Source organism: Pseudomonas inefficax, from assembly GCF_900277125.1.
GTDB classification, from domain to species: Bacteria; Pseudomonadota; Gammaproteobacteria; order Pseudomonadales; family Pseudomonadaceae; genus Aquipseudomonas; species Aquipseudomonas inefficax.
In genome coordinates, this window is the sequence record NZ_OPYN01000224.1 from 90,846 (window position 1) to 108,873 (window position 18,028).

Sequence of the window (18,028 nt, forward strand, 5' to 3'; positions counted from 1 at the left end):
CCATGCAAGCGGTTCAGCAAGAGATTGCCCAGGCGCTGAAGGTACAGCCGCCGTTCGCCGACGCCGCCGCGCTCGAGGCCGAAGTTGCCCGGCGCGTGGCGTTCATCAAGGATTGCCTGGCCAACGCCCGGCTCAAGACCCTGGTGCTGGGCATCAGCGGCGGCGTCGACTCGCTGACCGCCGCCCTGCTCGCCCAGCGTGCCATCAATGAGTTGCGCGCCGAAACCGGCGACAAGGCCTACACCTTCATCGCGGTGCGCCTGCCCTATCACGTTCAGCATGACGAGCACGACGCCCAGGCTTGCCTGGATGTGATCAAGGCCGATGAAGTACACACCATCGACATCGCGCCAGCGGTCAAGGCGCTTGCTGCAGAGACTGAGGCGCTAAAGGGTGGCTCGCCCAGCCTGGTGGACTTCGTGGTGGGTAATGTGAAGGCGCGCATGCGCATGGTCGCCCAGTACACCATTGCCGGCGCGCGCGCAGGCCTGGTGATCGGCACCGACCATGCCGCCGAGGCGGTGATGGGCTTCTACACGAAGTTTGGCGATGGCGCTTGCGACCTCGCGCCGCTGAGCGGCCTGGTGAAGAACCAGGTGCGGGCAATTGCGCACAGCTTTGGCGCGCCGGAGTCACTGGTAGAGAAGGTACCGACTGCGGACCTGGAAGACCTTGCGCCAGGCAAGCCGGACGAAGCATCGCATGGCATCACCTACCAGCAGATCGATGCCTTCCTGCACGGGCAGCCGGTTGACCAGGAAGCGTTCGACATCATCGTCGCTACCTACCGCAAGACCCAGCACAAGCGCGAACTGCCGTTCGCCCCTTGATAAGGCTATGAAAGGACCTGTGGGAGCGGGTTCACCCGCGAATACGATGGTGAATCCACCGACGCATTCGCGGGTGAACCCGCTCCCACAGGGTTCACCGTCAGCCTTTGATTACTTGACGACGACCTTGCCCTTCATCATCGAGATGTGGCCCGGGAAGGTGCAGAAGAAGCTGTAGTCGCCGCCCGCCTCCAGTTTGGAAGTGTCCAGGGTGATGCTGGATTTTTCACCCGCACCGATCATCTTGGTGTGGCCGATGATCGCTGCGTTGTCAGCCTTGATGTAGTCCTTTTCCAGACCTTGCGTCATGCCTTCGGTGGCGATGGCCTGCATATCGGCAGTCTTGCTGATCACCAGGTTGTGACCCATGACGTTCTTCGGCAGCTTGCCACCGTGGGTCAGTTCGATTTCAACGGTCTTGCAGCTCTTGTCGACAGTGAATTCTTTGGTGTTGAACGACATCTGGTCAGTCGAATCGACAGTGACTTTGCAGTCGGCGGCGAAGACGGAGGCGCTGGCGAGGGTCAGCAGGGATACCGCTACAGCTTTCGCAAACATCATGAATCTCCTTGGCAGGGTTTTATCAATTGCGAGACTGCCTGAAACCGTTCAGCTCCCTGCTGACATGAGTCAAAGGGGTGGCAAGCGGCCAGCCAGTTGAATTGTTCAATCGATTGTATACAACCAATCTAAGAGCACATCATGCCCTTTTATTGGACGATGGGACAACCTCTCATTTAGGAGCAATACGAAATGACCCTTGGTAGCTTGATGAACAGCCTGCTGGCGGCCTACGCCCATGGAGCGACTGGCGCCATCTGTGAATTCTCCCGGCCGGAGTGAAACCGGCCTTGGAACTGTAGGACATGGCCCTTACCCTGTCAGCCTGAGTGACTGGAGATGAGCAATGCCCGTACGTTCCGTTTGTGTGTTCTGCGGCGCCAGCATTGGTGCCAACCCCGCCTACCGTGAAGCGGCCATCGCGCTGGGCCAGGCGATCGCCCGTCGCGGCCTGACACTGGTCTATGGCGGCGGCGCAGTCGGCCTGATGGGTGTGGTGGCCGATGCGGCCATGGCAGCCGGTGGCGAAGTGGTTGGAATCATTCCACAGAGCCTGCTGGACGCTGAAGTCGGCCATAAGGGCCTGACTCGCTTGGAAGTAGTGGATGGCATGCACGCGCGCAAAGCCCGCATGGCCGAGCTGAGCGATGCCTTCATCGCCCTGCCCGGTGGGCTGGGTACGCTGGAGGAGTTGTTCGAGGTATGGACCTGGGGGCAGCTGGGTTATCACGCCAAGCCCTTGGGACTGCTTGATGTGAATGGCTTCTACGACAAGCTGGGCGGGTTCCTCGACCATATCGTCGAAGAAGGCTTTGTGCGGCCGCAACATCGGGCGATGTTGTTGTTGGAGCAGCAGCCGGACGCGCTGCTGGATGGCATGGACAGTTTCATTGCGCCGGTGGCGCCGAAGTGGGTCGACAAGAAGCCTGACTGATCTCGATTGATGGGCTAAACACCTGACCTGTGGGAGCGGGTTCACCCGCGAAGGCGGCAGTGAAGCCACCATTGCATTCGCGGGTGAACCCGCTCCCACAGGTTCTTTATTCAGCCTTCAGAATCAACGTGGGATAACGGGCTGACGCGGCTTCTTGTTGCCCTTGCCACCCTTGGCCGCTTCCTTGCGCTCTTTGGCCGCCTTCTCGTTACGCGCAAACGCTTCGGCCTTGGCCTTTTCACGCTTGTCCCACGGCTTGCTGCCATCGCTGCCACGCGGCGGCAGACCGGTGTGCTGGGTAAGGATCTTCTGCTCCTTGCCCACCTTGTGGCTACCCGCCGGGGTCGAGTTCTTGCGGCGCGCACTCTGGTAGGTATCGCTCTGCGGCTGGTGCAGCGGGATCAGCTGATGCTTGCCCGGCCCGATCAGGTCAGCACGGCCCATGCGCTGCAGCGCTTCACGCAGCATCGGCCAGCCCTTCGGGTCGTGGTAACGCAAGAACGCCTTGTGCAGACGGCGTTGCTCCTCGCTCTTGACGATCTCCACACCCTCGCTCTTGTAGGTCACCTTGCGCAGCGGGTTCTTGCCCGAGTGGTACATGGCCGTGGCCGAGGCCATCGGCGACGGGTAGAACGCCTGCACCTGGTCGGCACGGAAGCCGTTGCCTTTCAGCCACAGGGCCAGGTTCATCATGTCTTCGTCGGTGGTGCCCGGGTGCGCGGCGATGAAGTACGGGATCAGGTACTGCTCCTTGCCCGCCTCTTTCGAGAACTTCTCGAACATGCGCTTGAAGCGGTCATAAGTGCCGATGCCCGGCTTCATCATCTTGTCCAGCGGGCCACGCTCGGTGTGCTCCGGGGCAATTTTCAGGTAACCGCCGACATGGTGGGTGACCAGCTCCTTGACGTACTCCGGCGACTCCACCGCCAGGTCATAACGCAGGCCCGAGGCAATCAGGATCTTCTTCACACCCGGCAGGGCACGAGCCTTGCGGTACAGCTCGATAAGCGAGCTGTGGTCGGTGTTGAGGTTTTCGCAGATGCCCGGGAACACGCACGACGGCTTGCGGCAGTGCTTCTCGATGTCATGGCTCTTGCAGGCGATGCGGTACATGTTGGCAGTCGGGCCGCCAAGGTCGGAGACCACGCCGGTGAAGCCCGGCACCTTGTCACGCATCTCTTCGATTTCGTGCAAGATCGACTCGTGCGAGCGGTTCTGGATGATGCGGCCTTCGTGCTCGGTGATAGAGCAGAAGGTGCAGCCACCGAAGCAGCCACGCATGATGTTCACCGAGAAACGGATCATCTCGTAGGCCGGAATGCGCTCCTTGCCGTAGGCAGGGTGCGGCACACGCGCATAGGGCATGCCGAACACGTAGTCCATTTCCTCGGTGCTCATGGGGATGGGTGGCGGGTTGAACCACACATCCACTTCGCCGTGTTTCTGCACCAGGGCGCGGGCGTTGCCCGGGTTGGTCTCCAGGTGCAGCACCCGGTTGGCATGGGCATAGAGTACCGGGTCGTTACGCACCTTCTCGAACGACGGCAGGCGGATCACCGACTTTTCCCGGGTCATGCTCGGGCTGTCGAGAATCTGCACGACCTTGGCTTCGTTCGGGTCCTCCTGGTCGCCCTTGGCCTGCTCGATGGCACAGGCCTGGGTGTCCTGGGTATTCACGTACGGGTTGATGATCTTGTCGACGCGGCCCGGGCGGTCGATGCGGGTCGAGTCGATCTCGTACCAGCCCTGAGGCGTGTCACGACGCACGAAAGCAGTGCCGCGCACATCGGTGATGGTCTCGATCTTTTCGCCGTTGGACAGGCGCTGGGCCACCTCGACCACCGCGCGCTCGGCGTTGCCGAACAGCAGGATGTCGGCGCTGGCGTCGATCAGGATCGAGTGGCGGACCTTGTCCTGCCAGTAGTCGTAGTGGGCGATGCGGCGCAGCGAGGCCTCGATGCCGCCCAGTACGATCGGCACATGCTTGTAGGCTTCCTTGCAGCGCTGGCTGTAGACCAGGCTGGCGCGGTCCGGGCGGCTGCCAGCCTGGCCACCAGGGGTGTAGGCATCGTCGGAGCGGATCTTCTTGTCCGCGGTGTAGCGGTTGATCATCGAGTCCATGTTGCCCGCGGCCACGCCGAAGAACAGGTTCGGCTCGCCGAGCTTCATGAAGTCGTCTTTCGACTGCCAGTTCGGCTGGGCGATGATGCCCACCCGGAAGCCCTGAGCCTCCAGCAGGCGGCCGATGATGGCCATGCCGAACGACGGATGGTCGACGTAGGCATCACCGGTCACGATGATGATGTCGCAGGAATCCCAGCCGAGCAGATCCATCTCCTCCCTGCTCATCGGCAGGAAAGGTGCTGGCCCGAAGCATTCGGCCCAGTACTTGGGATAGTCGTAGAGTGGTTTGGCTGCTTGCATGTCAGTGACCGGTTCTGGTGTGCAGGGAAATCGCGGGCGCGGAATATAGCACAAATTTTGACCAAATCCGACGGTGGTTGTCGGATTCATGGGGTGCCTGTACCGCCCTCATCGCCGGCAAGCCAGCTCCCACAGGGGCTCCACCGGCCTGAAGGCAGTGATCTCCTGTGGGAGCTGGCTTGCCAGCGATGAGGCCAGTGGCTTATTCGTCGTCGTCGAAGTTGTACATGCCCGGTGCAAGGTTCTCGAAGCGGGTGTACTTGCCAATGAAGGCCAGGCGCACGAAGCCGATGGGGCCGTTACGCTGCTTACCGATGATGATTTCCGCCACGCCCTTGTGCTCGGTCTCGGGGTGGTACACCTCGTCGCGATACACGAACATGATCACGTCGGCGTCCTGCTCGATTGCACCGGATTCACGCAAGTCGGAGTTGACCGGGCGTTTGTTCGGGCGCTGTTCAAGGGAGCGGTTCAGCTGCGACAGGGCGATGACCGGGCAGTTGAACTCCTTGGCCAGTGCCTTGAGCGAGCGGGAGATCTCGGAAATTTCATTGGTCCGGTTGTCACCGGCCGAACCCGGGATCTGCATCAGCTGCAGGTAGTCGACCATGATCATGGCGATTTCGCCGTGCTCGCGGGCCAGGCGGCGGGTACGCGCGCGCATCTCCGAGGGGCTGATGCCAGCGGTATCGTCGATGAACAGCTTGCGATCGTTGAGCAGGTTCACCGCCGAGGTCAGGCGTGGCCAGTCATCGTCGTCCAGCTGGCCGGAACGCACCTTGGTCTGGTCGATACGGCCAAGGGACGACAGCATACGCATGATCAGCGATTCACCTGGCATCTCGAGGGAGAACACCAGTACCGCCTTGTCGGTACGCAGTACGGCGTTTTCCACCAGGTTCATGGCGAAGGTGGTCTTGCCCATCGACGGTCGGCCGGCGACGATGATCAGGTCGGCAGCCTGCAGGCCGCTGGTCTTCTCGTCGAGGTCGGTAAAGCCGGTGGACACGCCAGTGATGTCGCTGTCGGAGTTGAACAGCGTATCGATGCGGTCGATGGCCATGGTCAACAGTTCGTTGACTCCCACTGGGCCGCCGGTTTTCGGCCGGGCCTCGGCGATCTGGAAGATCTGCCGCTCGGCGTCGTCGAGAATCTCTTCAGCGTTGCGCCCTTGCGGGTTGAACGCGTTGTCGGCGATATCGGTACTGATGCTGATCAGCTGACGCAGGGTGGCGCGCTCGCGAATGATCGCGGCGTAGGCCTTGATGTTGGCTACCGACGGGGTGTTCTTGGCCAGCTCGGCCAGGTAGGCCAACCCACCGACTTGCGAAGAAAGGCCTTCCTTGTCCAACTGCTCGTGCAGGGTCACCACGTCGAATGGCTGGTTGGCATCGGCCAACTTGTGCACGGCACGGAAGATCAGGCGGTGGTCATGCCGGTAGAAGTCGCCATCCGATACCTGGTCCAGCACCCGCTCCCAGGCGTTATTGTCCAGCATCAGGCCACCGAGCACGGCCTGTTCGGCCTCGATGGAATGCGGCGGCACCTTCAGGGCTGCGGTTTGCAGGTCAAGCTGTTCGGAAGTGGTGATCTCGTTCATGGCCACGAAAGAATTCTGGAGGACGAAAAAGACAAAGGGCACGGCCTGTCGAAAACAGGACCGTGCCCGATGTTAACCGCCTGACCCGCAAGGAGCCAGACAGTCAGCGCAGCTTAGGCAGCTACGACGACCACGCGTACGGTGGCTTCAACGTCGCTGTGCAGGTGCACGGCTACGTCGTATTCGCCAACCTGACGGATGGTGCCGTTCGGCAGACGAACTTCAGCCTTGGCCACTTCAACGCCGGAGGCGGTCAGGGCGTCAGCGATGTCGTGGGTGCCGATCGAACCGAACAGCTTGCCTTCGTCGCCAGCGGTGGCAGTGATGGTCACTTCCAGCTCGGCCAGTTGGGCAGCGCGGCTTTCAGCCGAAGCTTTCTTGTCAGCAGCTGCTTTTTCCAGCTCGGCGCGACGCTCTTCGAACGCGGCCAGGTTGGCGGCGTTGGCAACGGTGGCCTTGCCGAATGGCAGCAGGAAGTTACGGCCGTAACCAGCCTTAACTTTTACTTTGTCGCCCAGGTTGCCCAGGTTAGCGACTTTTTCCAGCAGGATCAGTTCCATTTGGTAAAACCTCTTAACTTTTAACCTTCACCGTTCGCGGAGTCATTCCCCTTGGGGGACTTGCGACCGCGAAAATCAATCAGGCTGTCGACAATGGCCAAAACCATCAGCAACGGATAAATCAGCTGCATGATCAGCGGCAGCGTCACGTACATGCCCACCAGCCAGAAACCGGCCAGTCGACCCTGTGCCACCAGCCCGTGCATCAAGGCGATGCCGGCCAGCACCAGTACCAGGCTCGAGGCCGATGCCAGGACGATGAACTGCGGCCCGATGAACGGGGCCACCACCATCACTGCCACCAAGACCGCCATGGTCTGTTTTGGCAACTTCAGTTCGCGAAACTCGCGACCGAAGCCTCCAGGGTTGTACAACGCTGCCTGCCAATAGCGCGCCAGCATCAACGCCAGCACACTGAACAATTGCACCGTCACTGCTGTGGAAGCGACCAGCACAGGGCGGATCAGCTCACCGGAGAGCACCGGCTGCCCTTCGATTTTCGGCATGGCTTCGGCAAACGCCTTGGCCAGCACATCGAAGGTTTGCGCCAGCGCCAGATCAAGCACGAGGCTAAACGCCACGGCGAACACGGCACTGGCGAGCAACACCCGGCTCCAGGGATGCTCGGCACGCAACATGGCGGCCAGGGCCAGGGCACCCGCAATCACCAGAAAGGTGATGGGATCGCCCATGACCCACACGGCCAGCCCGGCCAGCAGGCCGCCGGCGATGACCGTTGTAGCATCCTTGAACCCACGCCGCAGCAGCACAAGGCTGCCGGCAGCGGCACTCAACCAGAACAGCAGCGGCAGTACCGCGCTGATGACCACCACGAGGGTGGCCTGCACACGACCGCGCATGATGAAACTTGCTAACGCTCGCATGCTAATCCCTTACTGCTTGTCGACGACCCGGTCTCAGCGGCCGTGGCTGTCGGTGTAGGGCAGCAGGGCCAGGAAGCGGGCGCGCTTGATAGCGGTAGCCAGCTGACGCTGATAACGAGCTTTGGTACCGGTGATACGGCTTGGAACGATCTTGCCGGTTTCGGATACGTAAGCTTTCAGGGTGTTGAGATCTTTGAAGTCGATCTCTTTCACGTCTTCAGCAGTGAAGCGGCAGAATTTACGACGACGGAAGAAACGTGCCATTTAATAGGCTCCTCTAAAGGTCCGTGGATTACTCGTCAGCGTTATCGCTGGAGTCGCTGTCATTGCTGTCGTCGCCTTCGGCGGAGTCAGCATGCTCAGGACGCTCGCGACGCTCACGGCGCTCGCTGCGGTTCTCTTCAGCCTTCAGCATCTCGGACTGGCCGGTAACGGCTTCGTCGCGACGGATGACCAGGTTACGGATAACGGCATCGTTGTAGCGGAAGTTGTCTTCCAGCTCGGCCAGGGCCTTGCCGGTGCACTCAACGTTCAGCATCACGTAGTGAGCCTTGTGAACATTGTTGATTGCGTAGGCCAGTTGACGACGGCCCCAGTCTTCCAGGCGGTGGATCTTGCCACCATCTTCTTCGATCAGCTTGGTGTAACGCTCAACCATGCCGCCGACTTGTTCGCTCTGGTCCGGGTGAACCAGGAAGATGATTTCGTAATGACGCATGAATGCTCCTTACGGGTTAGTAGTCTGCCAGTGAATCTGGTCAGACAAGGAGTGAATGACACTGTATGTCTTGCACGGAGGGGAGGCACATGTGCGCCTGCCAGCTCGGCAAGGGGCGCAATTGTAGAGAAGGCGGGGCGCACAAGCAAGGTAATTGGCGAATATTTGAACAGCCTGAAACACATTACAGTCTGCCGGCCCTTTCGCGGGTAAACCCGCTCCCACAGGTACTCGACAGGGCTCAGGCCTTGTGCGATCCCTGTGGGAGCGGGTTTACCCGCGAAGAGGCCGGTACAGGCCGAAGATCAGCGCTTGGCCTGACGCTGACGCACAGCCTCGAACAGGCAGACGCCGGTCGCCACCGACACGTTCAGGCTGCTGACACTACCGCCCATCGGCAACTTCACCAGGAAATCGCAATGCTCGCGGGTCAACCGGCGCATGCCCTTGCCTTCCGCGCCCATGATCATCACCAGCGGCCCGGTCAGGTCCTGCTGGTAGATCTCCTGCTCGGCCTCGCCGGCGGTACCGACCACCCACAGGCCACGCTGCTGCAGTTTCTCCAGAGTGCGCGCCAGGTTGGTCACGGCCACCAGCGGGATCACCTCCGCCGCGCCGCAGGCCACCTTGCGCACAACCGGGGTCAGGGTCGCGGACTTGTCCTTGGGCACGATCACCGCCGTGGCACCGGCGGCATCGGCGGTACGCAGGCAGGCGCCAAGGTTGTGTGGGTCAGTCACGCCGTCCAGCACCAGGATCAGAGGGGGTGTTTCGGTGCGTTCGAGCAACTCCTCGAGCATCAACTCGCCCCACACCTGGCTCGGACTTACCTCGGCGACCACGCCCTGGTGCACACCCTCTACCCAGGCATCCATCTCACGGCGCTCGGCCTGGCCGACCGCCACGCGATTTTCTGCGGCCAACGCCAGCAGCGCCTGGAGGCGCGGCTCGCTGCGCCCTTCCGATAACCAGATCTGCTTGACCCGCTTCGGATGATGCTGCAGCAATGCCTGTACGGCATGCACGCCGTAGATCTTTTCCAGCTGACTCATGACTTGCTCTTGCTCTTGCGTGGCGCGCCGGACTTCGGCGGGCCTTTACGGTGCTTGGTCGGCTTGCCGGACGCCGAGGCCTTGCCGCCCTTGTCCGACTTGCTGCCGGCATGGCTGCCACTGCGCGCCTCGCTCATCAGCGCCTTCTTCATTTCGCGGCTCTTGCGCACTTCGGCGTTGCGCTGCACGGCGTCTTTCGGGAAATACGCCTCGGACGCTTCGCTCTTGCGGCTGCGCGGCTTCGGCGAGGCTTTCGCTTCAGTTACCGGCTGCTGCTGTTCAACCTTGTCGGCAGCTGGCGCAGCGCCACGCTGCTTGCGACCGATCGGCGCGGCCAGGGTCTTTTCCGACACCTCGAAGTCGATCTTGCGCTCGTCCAGGTCAACACGCATGACCTTGACCTCGATGGTGTCGCCCAGGCGGAAGCTGCGTCCCGTACGCTCGCCAGACAGGCGGTGGTGCACCGGGTCGAAGTGGTAGTAGTCGCCCGGCAGCGCACTGACATGCACCAGGCCTTCCACATAGATGTCGGTCAGCTCGACGAACAGGCCGAAACCGGTCACCGCGGTGATCACACCCGGGAAGGTCTCGCCCACGCGGTCCTTCATGAACTCGCACTTGAGCCAGTTGACCACGTCACGGGTGGCTTCATCGGCCCGGCGTTCGGTCATCGAGCACTGCTCGCCGAGCTGCTCGAGGGTGTTTTCGTCGTACGGGTAGATACGCGCCTTGGGGATGCTCATGGCGCCGGCACGCTTGACGTGCGGGGTATCCACCTTGGAGCGGATGATGCTGCGGATGGCGCGGTGCACCAGCAGGTCCGGATAACGACGGATCGGCGAGGTGAAGTGGGTGTACGCCTCGTAGTTCAGGCCGAAGTGGCCGTTGTTCTCGGTGCTGTACACCGCCTGGCTCAGCGAACGCAGCATCACGGTCTGGATCAGGTGGAAGTCCGGGCGCCCGGCGATGCTCGCCAGCAGGGCCTGGTAATCCTTCGGCGACGGGTCCTTGCCCTTGTGCAGGCTCAGGCCCAGCTCGCCGAGGAACGCGCGCAGTTTTTCCAGGCGCTCTGGCGGCGGGCCGTCATGCACACGGTACAGGGCCGGCACGCCATGCTTCTGCAAGAACTCGGCAGTGGCAACGTTGGCCGCCAGCATGCATTCCTCGATCAGCTTGTGGGCGTCGTTGCGCACGGTCGGGCGGATTTCCGCGATCTTGCGCTCGTCACCGAAGATGATGCGGGTTTCCTGGGTCTCGAAGTCGATCGCACCCCGGGTGTGACGTGCATCCACCAGCACCTTGTACAGGTTGTACAGGTTCTTCAGGTCCGGCACGACAGCCTTGTACTCTTCGCGTAGCGCCTTGCCCTCACGGGTGCGCGAGTGCTCGAGCATGCTGCTGACCTTGTTGTAGGTCAGGCGGGCGTGGGAGTGGATTACGCCTTCGTAGAACTGGTAGTCGACCATCTGGCCGGCTTTGTTCATGGTCATTTCGCAGACCATTGCCAGGCGATCGACATGCGGGTTCAGCGAACACAGGCCGTTGGACAGCTCTTCCGGGAGCATCGGCACCACGCGCTCGGGGAAGTACACCGAGTTGCCGCGCTGCTGGGCCTCGACGTCCAGGGCCGAACCCAGGCGCACGTAGCTGGACACATCGGCGATGGCCACATACAGGCGCCAGCCACCCGAGAACAGCCGCAGCTTGCCCAGCGGTTCGCAATAGACGGCGTCGTCGAAGTCGCGGGCGTCCTCGCCGTCGATGGTGACGAACGGCAGGTGGCGCAGGTCGACGCGCTTCTCCTTGTCCTTCTCTTCGACTTCGGAGCGGAACTTGCGCGCTTCCTTGATCACATCCTTGGGCCAGACGTGCGGGATATCGTAGCTGCGCAGGGCAACGTCGATCTCCATGCCCGGCGCCATATAGTTGCCGATGACCTCGACCACGTCGCCCTGCGGCTGGAAGCGCGGAGTGGGCCAGTGGGTGATCTTGATCTCGACGAACTGGCCGATCTTCGCGCCACCGTTGCGCCCGGCGGTGACCAGCACTTCCTGCTGGATCTTCGGGTTGTCCGGGGTCACGTAGCCGATACCGCCTTCTTCGAAGTAACGGCCGACCACGCTCTCATGGGCACGGGAGATGACTTCGACCAGCACGCCTTCGCGGCGGCCACGGCGATCGACGCCAGAGACCCGGGCCAGGCCGCGGTCGCCGTCGAACACCAGGCGCATCTGCGACGGGCTGAGGAACAGGTCTTCGCTGCCGTCGTCCGGGATAAGGAAGCCGAAGCCGTCGCGGTGACCGGAGACCCGACCGCAGATAAGGTCCAGCTTGTCTACCGGGGCATAAGTGCCGCGCCGGGTATAGATAAGCTGGCCATCGCGCTCCATGGCACGCAGGCGGCGGCGCAGGGCTTCGATCTGGTCTTCTTCATACAGACCAAACTCTTTCGCCAGCTCCTCGCGCGCAGCGGGTTCGCCACGGTCGGCAAGGCGCTGCAGGATCAGCTCACGGCTGGGAATGGGGTTGTCGTATTTTTCCGCTTCGCGAGCGGCCTCGGGATCGAGGGATTGCCAATCGGCCATCAGAAGGGGTTCACCTTGGGGTATATAGATATGAATTCTGGCATAGGCGTATTGAAACCGGAAATGTCAGCCTTGGACAGCCCCACGGGCATACCCGGCGAGCAGGAATAGGCCTGCGGAATCAACAAGTTGAATTTTTTGAAATTTTTTTTGCTTTGGGGGTTTACAGCCTCCAGGACCGTCCGTATAGTGCGCACCACAACGACGGACAACCCCGAAGTTGTAGTAGAGATGAGCGACGCTGTAAAGCATCAGGTAATCTCGAATGTGTGCCCAGGTGGCGGAATTGGTAGACGCGCTGGTTTCAGGTATCAGTGGCTTAACGGCCGTGGAAGTTCGAGTCTTCTCCTGGGCACCAAATATTTTCAAGTAACAGATGACCAAGGATCTGTTACTACTGTGTGAAAGCGAACGATAGTCGCCTTCTCCAGATGATGCAAAGCTTTGCCCAGGTGGCGGAATTGGTAGACGCGCTGGTTTCAGGTATCAGTGACTTAACGGTCGTGGAAGTTCGAGTCTTCTCCTGGGCACCATACAAAAACCCACTAGCTTGCTAGTGGGTTTTTTCTTGCCTGCGATTTTTGTATCCCCCTCTTTCGGCCCTGTTCCGGCCTCTTCGCGGCTAAAGCCGCTCCCACATTGTCAGCACCGACTTCCAGGCATGCACAGGATCAGTAGGAGCAGCCTTGTGCTGCGAAGAGGCCGGATGGGCAAAAAATCCTCTTTGCCGGTAATGGCCTCTTCGCAGCACAAGGCTGCTCCTACAGGCAATGAGGCAACCTGATGGGGCAAGACAGTTGCTCCCACAGGTATTTTCACTCCCCTCGATACCTGTGCCCCCCCTGTGGGAGCGGCTTCAGCCGCGAAGAGGCCAGCACAGCCAACCCACCTTCAGGCTCTTGCACCTTGGTCTGACCATGAATTTCTCGGCACCCGGCCACTTGAGAAACGATTTCGTTTACCATTGTTTCCAAATATGTAGCCGTAAGCGAGGAAGTACCCGCATGACGATCCGCCCGCAACCGCTGATGCGTACCTTGGCCGCCGCCGCGCTGAGCCTGGTCATCGGCGCTCCGGCCGCCATGGCAGACGCACCAGTCACCCTGACCATGTACAACGGTCAGCACAAGGAAATCGGCGAAGCCATCGCCCAGGCCTACGAGGCCAAGACCGGCGTCCACATCAATATCCGCAAGGGCAGCAGCAACCAGCTGGCCAGCCAGATCATCGAGGAAGGCGAACGCTCGCCGGCCGACATCATCTATACCGAAGAGTCCCCTCCCCTGAACAACCTGGGCGAACTGGGCCTGCTGGCGAAGATCGACGACGCCACCGCGAACATGATGCCCAAGGAGTACGTTGGCGCCAACGGCACCTGGATGGGCATTACCGCCCGTACGCGCATCGTCGTGTTCAACCCGAAGAAAGTCGACGAGAAAGACTTGCCGACCACAGTGATGGACTTCGCCAACCCCGAGTGGGAAGGCCGCGTCGGCTATGTGCCCACCAGCGGCGCTTTTCAGGAACAGGCCGTGGCCATCCTGAAGATGCACGGCCGTGAAGCCACCGAAGAATGGCTGACCGGCCTGAAGGCATTCGGCAAGACCTACACCAACAACATGGTCGCCCTCAAAGCCGTGGAAAAAGGCGAAGTGGCTGCGGTACTGGTGAACAACTATTACTGGTATGCGCTCGAGCGCGAGCGCGGCAAGCTGGACACCAAGCTCTACTACCTGGCCGATGGCGATGCCGGCAACCTGGTCACCATTTCCGGCGCAGCCGTGGTCAAGGCCAGCAAGCACCCGAAAGAAGCCCAGGCCCTGCTCAACTGGATGGCCAGCGAAGAAGGCCAGCGCGTGATCACCCAGACCACCGCCGAGTACCCACTGCACAAAGGCATGGTCTCCGACCGTGGCCTGAAGCCGTTCGAAGACCTGCGTCCGCCGAAGATCTCGCCAGCCGACCTGGGCAATGCCGAGGAAGCGATCGAGCTTGAGCGCGAGGTCGGCCTGCTCTGATGACTGCCGCCCTGACCGAACCAGTGCCGGTACGCTTCGTACCACGCCGCAAGCGCCCCTCCGTCTGGGTGGTGCTGCCTGTGCTGTTCCTGGTAGCGATGAGTTTGCTGCCTTTGCTGTACGTTGCCATGAAAGCCTGGGAGGCCGGCTGGCGCGAAGCCTTGCACCTGCTGTGGCGGCCGTTTGTCTGGGGACTGATGCGCAACACCCTGATGCTGATGGTCGGGGTGACGCTGACCTGCATGGTAGTCGGCCTGGCCCTGGCCTGGCTGCTGGAGCGCAGCAACCTGGCCGGCCGCCGATTGTGGGGCGTGGTGCTATGCCTGCCGTTTGCCGTGCCGTCGTTCGTCAGCAGCTTCACCTGGGTGTCACTGAGCTCGGACTTCGAAGGGCTGGGCGGAGCGATCATGGTCATGGCCCTGTCCAAGTACCCGCTGGTGTTCCTGCCGGTGGCCGCAACCCTGCGCAACCTCGATACCTCGCTGGAGGAGTCGGCACGTACGTTGGGCTGCAGCCGCTGGGGCGTATTCGTCAAGGTCACCCTGCCGCTGCTATGGCCATCGATGCTGGGCGGCGCGCTGCTGATCGCCCTGCACATGCTGGTGGAGTTCGGCGCCTTGTCGATCCTCGGCCTGCAAACCTTCACCACGGCGATCTACCAACAGTTCGAACTGGAGTTCAGCAACGCCAATGCGGCCATGCTGTCCGCCGTACTGTTGGCGATGTGCCTGGTGATGCTGTGGCTTGAACTGCGGGTACGTGGCAAGGCCCGCCATGTGCGCATCGGCCAGGGTGTGGCGCGTCGTGCGCAACCGGTGCGGCTGCGTGGCTGGTCAGTGCCGGCGCAATTGTTCTGTGTGGGCCTGGCGGTATTGGGCAGCGGTATTCCGCTGGCCATGCTCGGCTACTGGCTGAGCGTGGGTTCATCGGCAGCGTTCCCTGTTGCTGCCATTTCCAAGGCGCTGTTCACCTCGTTGTCGGTGTCGCTGGGTGGTGCCGGTTTCTGCGTGCTACTGGCCCTGCCGATCAGCTTCCTGGTGGTGCGCTACAAGGGCCACCTGGCAATCTGGGCCGAGCGCCTGCCGTACCTTCTGCACGCCCTGCCCGGCCTGGTGATTGCCCTGACCCTGGTGTTCTTCGCCCTGCATTACGTGCCGGCGCTGTACCAGACCACGGCACTGTTACTGCTGGCCTATGCGCTGCTATTCCTGCCGCTGGCCCAGTCACCGGTGCGCACCGCTTTGAACAAGGCTTCGCCGACGCTGGAAGAAGCCGCGCGAACCTTGGGCGCGAACAGCTTTGCCGCGTTCTGCCGGGTGACCTTGCCGATCATCTTCCCGGCCATGGCGGCGGCTTTTGCGCTGGTGTTCCTGGATGCGATGAAAGAGCTGACGGCGACCTTGCTGCTCAGCCCGACCGGCATGACTACCCTGGCGACCGAGGTATGGGCGCATACGGCCAACGTCGAGTTTGCAGCGGCGGCGCCTTATGCGGCGCTACTGATCGTGGTTTCGGGGTTGCCGGTTTATCTGCTGACTACGCGGATGTATCTGAACAAGGCCTGATCGGCAACGCTCCCCAAGCCTGCGCGGTACCTGTGGGAGCGGCCGTGGCCGCGAACACCGGCGCAGCCGGTGCCATGCTCCGCGTCGCCTGCTTCGCGGGCTTGCCCGCTCCCACATGGGGACGGCGCAGGCCCGGATTCACGCGGCACCTGTGGGAGCGGGTTCACCCGCGAACACCGGCGAAGCCGGTGCCATCCAACGCGCGGTCTTCTTCGCGGGTAAACCCGCTCCCACAGGGGTAGCAATGTTCCCGGGAATGTCTATGCCCTGAACTGTCCCAGGCTGGCGCGCAGTTGCGCGGCCAGGTCATCCAGCACCTTGCTGCTGGCGGTGGTCTGCATCACCACTTCAGCCGAGCGCTCGGCCTGGGCATGGATGGTTTCCACCCGCCCACGTACCGCCTGCGCCCCACTCGCCTGCTGCTCGGCGGCGCGGGTAGCGAGGCCGATGGCCGCATGCACCTGCTCCACCGCTGCCTGCACAGACTGCTGGCGGCGCTCGTTGTCACGCAGCACCAGCAACCCTTCGCTGGCCTTGAGCCCGGCTTGGCTGATGGTGGCCACAGCTTCCTTGGCGCCTTTCTGCAGTGCGGCAATATGCGCCTGGATATCCCCGGTGGAGCTTTGCGTCTTGCTCGCCAGCGCCCGCACCTCATCCGCCACCACGGCAAAGCCACGCCCGGTTTCCCCAGCCCGGGCCGCTTCGATGGCGGCGTTCAGCGCCAGCAGGTTGGTCTGCTCGGCAATACCGTGAATTACCGTCAGCACCACCTCGATCTGTTCACTCTGCTTGGCCAGGCGCTCGATCACCTGGGAACCGGCATCCACCTGCCCGGCCAGGTTCTCGATCAAACCAGCGAGCTGGGTCGAGGTACGGCTGTTCTCGTCAGTCGCCTGGCGGATATCCACAACCTGCTGCAGGGCTGCCTGCATCGCGTGGCTTTCAGCCTGGGCCTCGTCGGCCATGCTAGACAGGTCGCGCAGGCTCGCGGCCACTTCATCGCGTTGCAGTGCAGCGGCAGCATCGGCGCCGGCATTGCGCTGGGCCATCGCACCAATCTCAACACCAGTGCGTTGTGCCACCTCGCCCGCCTCGCGCACGATGGGTTGCAGCTTGTCGACGAAGCGGTTCACCGCCGACGCCATGTCACCAATCTCGTCGCGACTGTCCAGCGGCACGCGCTTGGTCAGGTCGCCCTCGCCCGCCGCCAGGTCATTCAGGGCGGCAATCAGCAGGCGCAGCTTGCTCAACACCCGACGGCCCAACACCACAGCCACCACCAGCAGCACGCCGAGACCGACCAGCACCAGGCCCAGGCCGATGCGCCAGCGCAGCTCGGCGGCAGCATCACGCACGGTCTGTGCGGTATTGGCCTGCATCGCAGCAGCGCTGCCCTGCGCCTTTTCCAGGCGCTCGCGCAAGGTCTTGCCACTGTCGGCTGCCGCACCGACCAGGCTGTCGCCGACCAGTTGTTCACCACTGGCGATCAGGGCGGCGAAGCGCTGGTCAAGGGCCTTGAGTTCCTGATCGATGCCGGCAGTGGAAACGCCCATCACCACCTTGCCGATTTCTGCCCCATTGGGGTTGATCGACGCCTCCACGAAGTACACCGCCGGGTCGCGCCGGGCCGCGTCGATCACTTTGTCGAGCGCACGCTCGCCCTGGCCCTTGTCCATCAATGCCTGGTTGATCGGGTTTTGCCGGTTCAGATAGCGGGTCAGGTGCTGGCCCTGGGCGTCGTCGTACACCACGAACAGCACGTTGGGGTTGCGCTGGGCACGCCGAGCGAAGTCGGAGAGCACCGGCACGTCGTTGTCCCAGATCGCCCGCGGGGCGACCGAAGCCAGCAGTTCGGCCATATCGTTGGCGGAGTCCTTGAGGTTCTTTTCCAGCGTGCTGCGCAGTTGCTGCTGTTCACTCTGCAGGCGCGCGGACAAGCCGGCACTCAGGCGCTGGCGGGTGCTGCTGGACAAACTGTCAAGGCCCGAACGTACATCCTGCCCGGCCCTCTCCAGTTCGCCGGCAAGTTGACGGCTGTCATTGCCCAGACGCTCGCCCAGGTCGGCCTCCAGGGCGGAAACCGTGCTGCGAGTCAGCGCAACAGCAACCAGTACCTGCACCAAAAGCGCGATACCCAGGGCAACAAACACAGGCCGCAAAAGGCGGCTTCGTAACAGTGAAAGGATGGCAGACACGGTGTAACCCTCGTGTTTTCTGGCGCCACTACTTTGATGGCATCGTCAGAAGCTTCTTACAGCAAGGGTTGTGCCGAGGGCAGCAGGGAAATGCGCCAAGGT

The 18,028-nt window shown here is 62.1% G+C and carries 14 protein-coding genes and 2 tRNA genes; 6 read left to right on the forward strand and 10 right to left on the reverse strand.

Going from position 1 to position 18,028, the window contains the following annotated elements; translation table 11 throughout:
* Window positions 1–2 precede the first annotated feature (2 nt).
* Window positions 3–830, forward strand: coding sequence for an ammonia-dependent NAD(+) synthetase (nadE, locus tag JV551A3_RS28195; protein ID WP_133975730.1), 828 nt, complete (start codon window positions 3–5; stop codon window positions 828–830).
* A gap of 111 nt (window positions 831–941) precedes the next feature.
* Here nadE and azu read toward each other — a convergent pair whose 3' ends face one another.
* Window positions 942–1,388 carry an azurin gene (azu, locus tag JV551A3_RS28200; RefSeq protein ID WP_085627326.1) on the reverse strand — a complete coding sequence of 149 codons (447 nt, stop codon included), beginning with the start codon at window positions 1,386–1,388 and terminating at the stop codon, window positions 942–944.
* Between the two features lie 349 nt (window positions 1,389–1,737).
* On the opposite strand from azu, the gene JV551A3_RS28205 reads away from it, so the two are divergent.
* Entirely contained in the window at window positions 1,738–2,325 is a 588-nt protein-coding gene (locus JV551A3_RS28205; RefSeq protein WP_133975732.1) for an LOG family protein, read from the forward strand.
* 123 nt (window positions 2,326–2,448) lie between these two features.
* Here the strand turns inward: JV551A3_RS28205 and JV551A3_RS28210 are convergent, their stop codons facing one another.
* From JV551A3_RS28210 to rnr, 8 genes are all read right to left on the reverse strand, one after another.
* Complete coding sequence (locus JV551A3_RS28210) at window positions 2,449–4,749, reverse strand: YgiQ family radical SAM protein (protein WP_133975734.1); 2,301 nt, start codon at window positions 4,747–4,749, stop codon at window positions 2,449–2,451.
* A 202-nt stretch (window positions 4,750–4,951) separates the two neighbouring features.
* A complete protein-coding gene (dnaB, locus tag JV551A3_RS28215) occupies window positions 4,952–6,349 on the reverse strand; it encodes a replicative DNA helicase (RefSeq protein WP_009681285.1) in 1,398 nt (465 codons plus the stop codon).
* 113 nt (window positions 6,350–6,462) lie between these two features.
* Window positions 6,463–6,909, reverse strand: coding sequence for a 50S ribosomal protein L9 (gene rplI / locus JV551A3_RS28220; protein ID WP_003249568.1), 447 nt, complete (start codon window positions 6,907–6,909; stop codon window positions 6,463–6,465).
* A 20-nt stretch (window positions 6,910–6,929) separates the two neighbouring features.
* Window positions 6,930–7,793 carry a hypothetical protein gene (locus JV551A3_RS28225; RefSeq protein WP_112253673.1) on the reverse strand — a complete coding sequence of 288 codons (864 nt, stop codon included), beginning with the start codon at window positions 7,791–7,793 and terminating at the stop codon, window positions 6,930–6,932.
* Between the two features lie 33 nt (window positions 7,794–7,826).
* Complete coding sequence (gene rpsR, locus JV551A3_RS28230; RefSeq protein ID WP_003249563.1) at window positions 7,827–8,057, reverse strand: 30S ribosomal protein S18; 231 nt, start codon at window positions 8,055–8,057, stop codon at window positions 7,827–7,829.
* A gap of 28 nt (window positions 8,058–8,085) precedes the next feature.
* On the reverse strand, window positions 8,086–8,511 hold the full coding sequence (rpsF, locus tag JV551A3_RS28235) for a 30S ribosomal protein S6 (RefSeq protein ID WP_003249557.1): 426 nt from the start codon (window positions 8,509–8,511) through the stop codon (window positions 8,086–8,088).
* Between the two features lie 305 nt (window positions 8,512–8,816).
* A complete protein-coding gene (gene rlmB / locus JV551A3_RS28240) occupies window positions 8,817–9,563 on the reverse strand; it encodes a 23S rRNA (guanosine(2251)-2'-O)-methyltransferase RlmB (protein ID WP_110745923.1) in 747 nt (248 codons plus the stop codon).
* A complete protein-coding gene (rnr, locus tag JV551A3_RS28245) occupies window positions 9,560–12,148 on the reverse strand; it encodes a ribonuclease R (protein WP_133975736.1) in 2,589 nt (862 codons plus the stop codon). The genes rlmB and rnr overlap by 4 nt, the downstream gene beginning before the upstream one ends.
* Before the next feature lie 271 nt (window positions 12,149–12,419).
* Here rnr and JV551A3_RS28250 point away from each other — a divergent pair.
* The 4 genes from JV551A3_RS28250 (at window position 12,420) to JV551A3_RS28265 (ending at window position 15,731) form a co-directional block, all read left to right on the forward strand.
* Window positions 12,420–12,506 (forward strand) — tRNA-Leu (locus tag JV551A3_RS28250).
* Between the two features lie 88 nt (window positions 12,507–12,594).
* Window positions 12,595–12,681, forward strand: a tRNA-Leu gene (locus tag JV551A3_RS28255).
* Window positions 12,682–13,152: 471 nt separating this feature from the next.
* The gene (locus JV551A3_RS28260) at window positions 13,153–14,166 is read left to right on the forward strand and encodes an extracellular solute-binding protein (protein ID WP_133975738.1); all 1,014 of its coding nucleotides are present in this window, start codon (window positions 13,153–13,155) and stop codon (window positions 14,164–14,166) included.
* A complete protein-coding gene (locus JV551A3_RS28265; protein WP_133975740.1) occupies window positions 14,166–15,731 on the forward strand; it encodes an ABC transporter permease in 1,566 nt (521 codons plus the stop codon). The genes JV551A3_RS28260 and JV551A3_RS28265 overlap by 1 nt, the downstream gene beginning before the upstream one ends.
* Before the next feature lie 260 nt (window positions 15,732–15,991).
* On the opposite strand, the gene JV551A3_RS31540 is transcribed toward JV551A3_RS28265, so the two are convergent.
* The gene (locus JV551A3_RS31540) at window positions 15,992–17,926 is read right to left on the reverse strand and encodes a methyl-accepting chemotaxis protein (RefSeq protein ID WP_133975744.1); all 1,935 of its coding nucleotides are present in this window, start codon (window positions 17,924–17,926) and stop codon (window positions 15,992–15,994) included.
* Window positions 17,927–18,028: the final 102 nt, after the last annotated feature.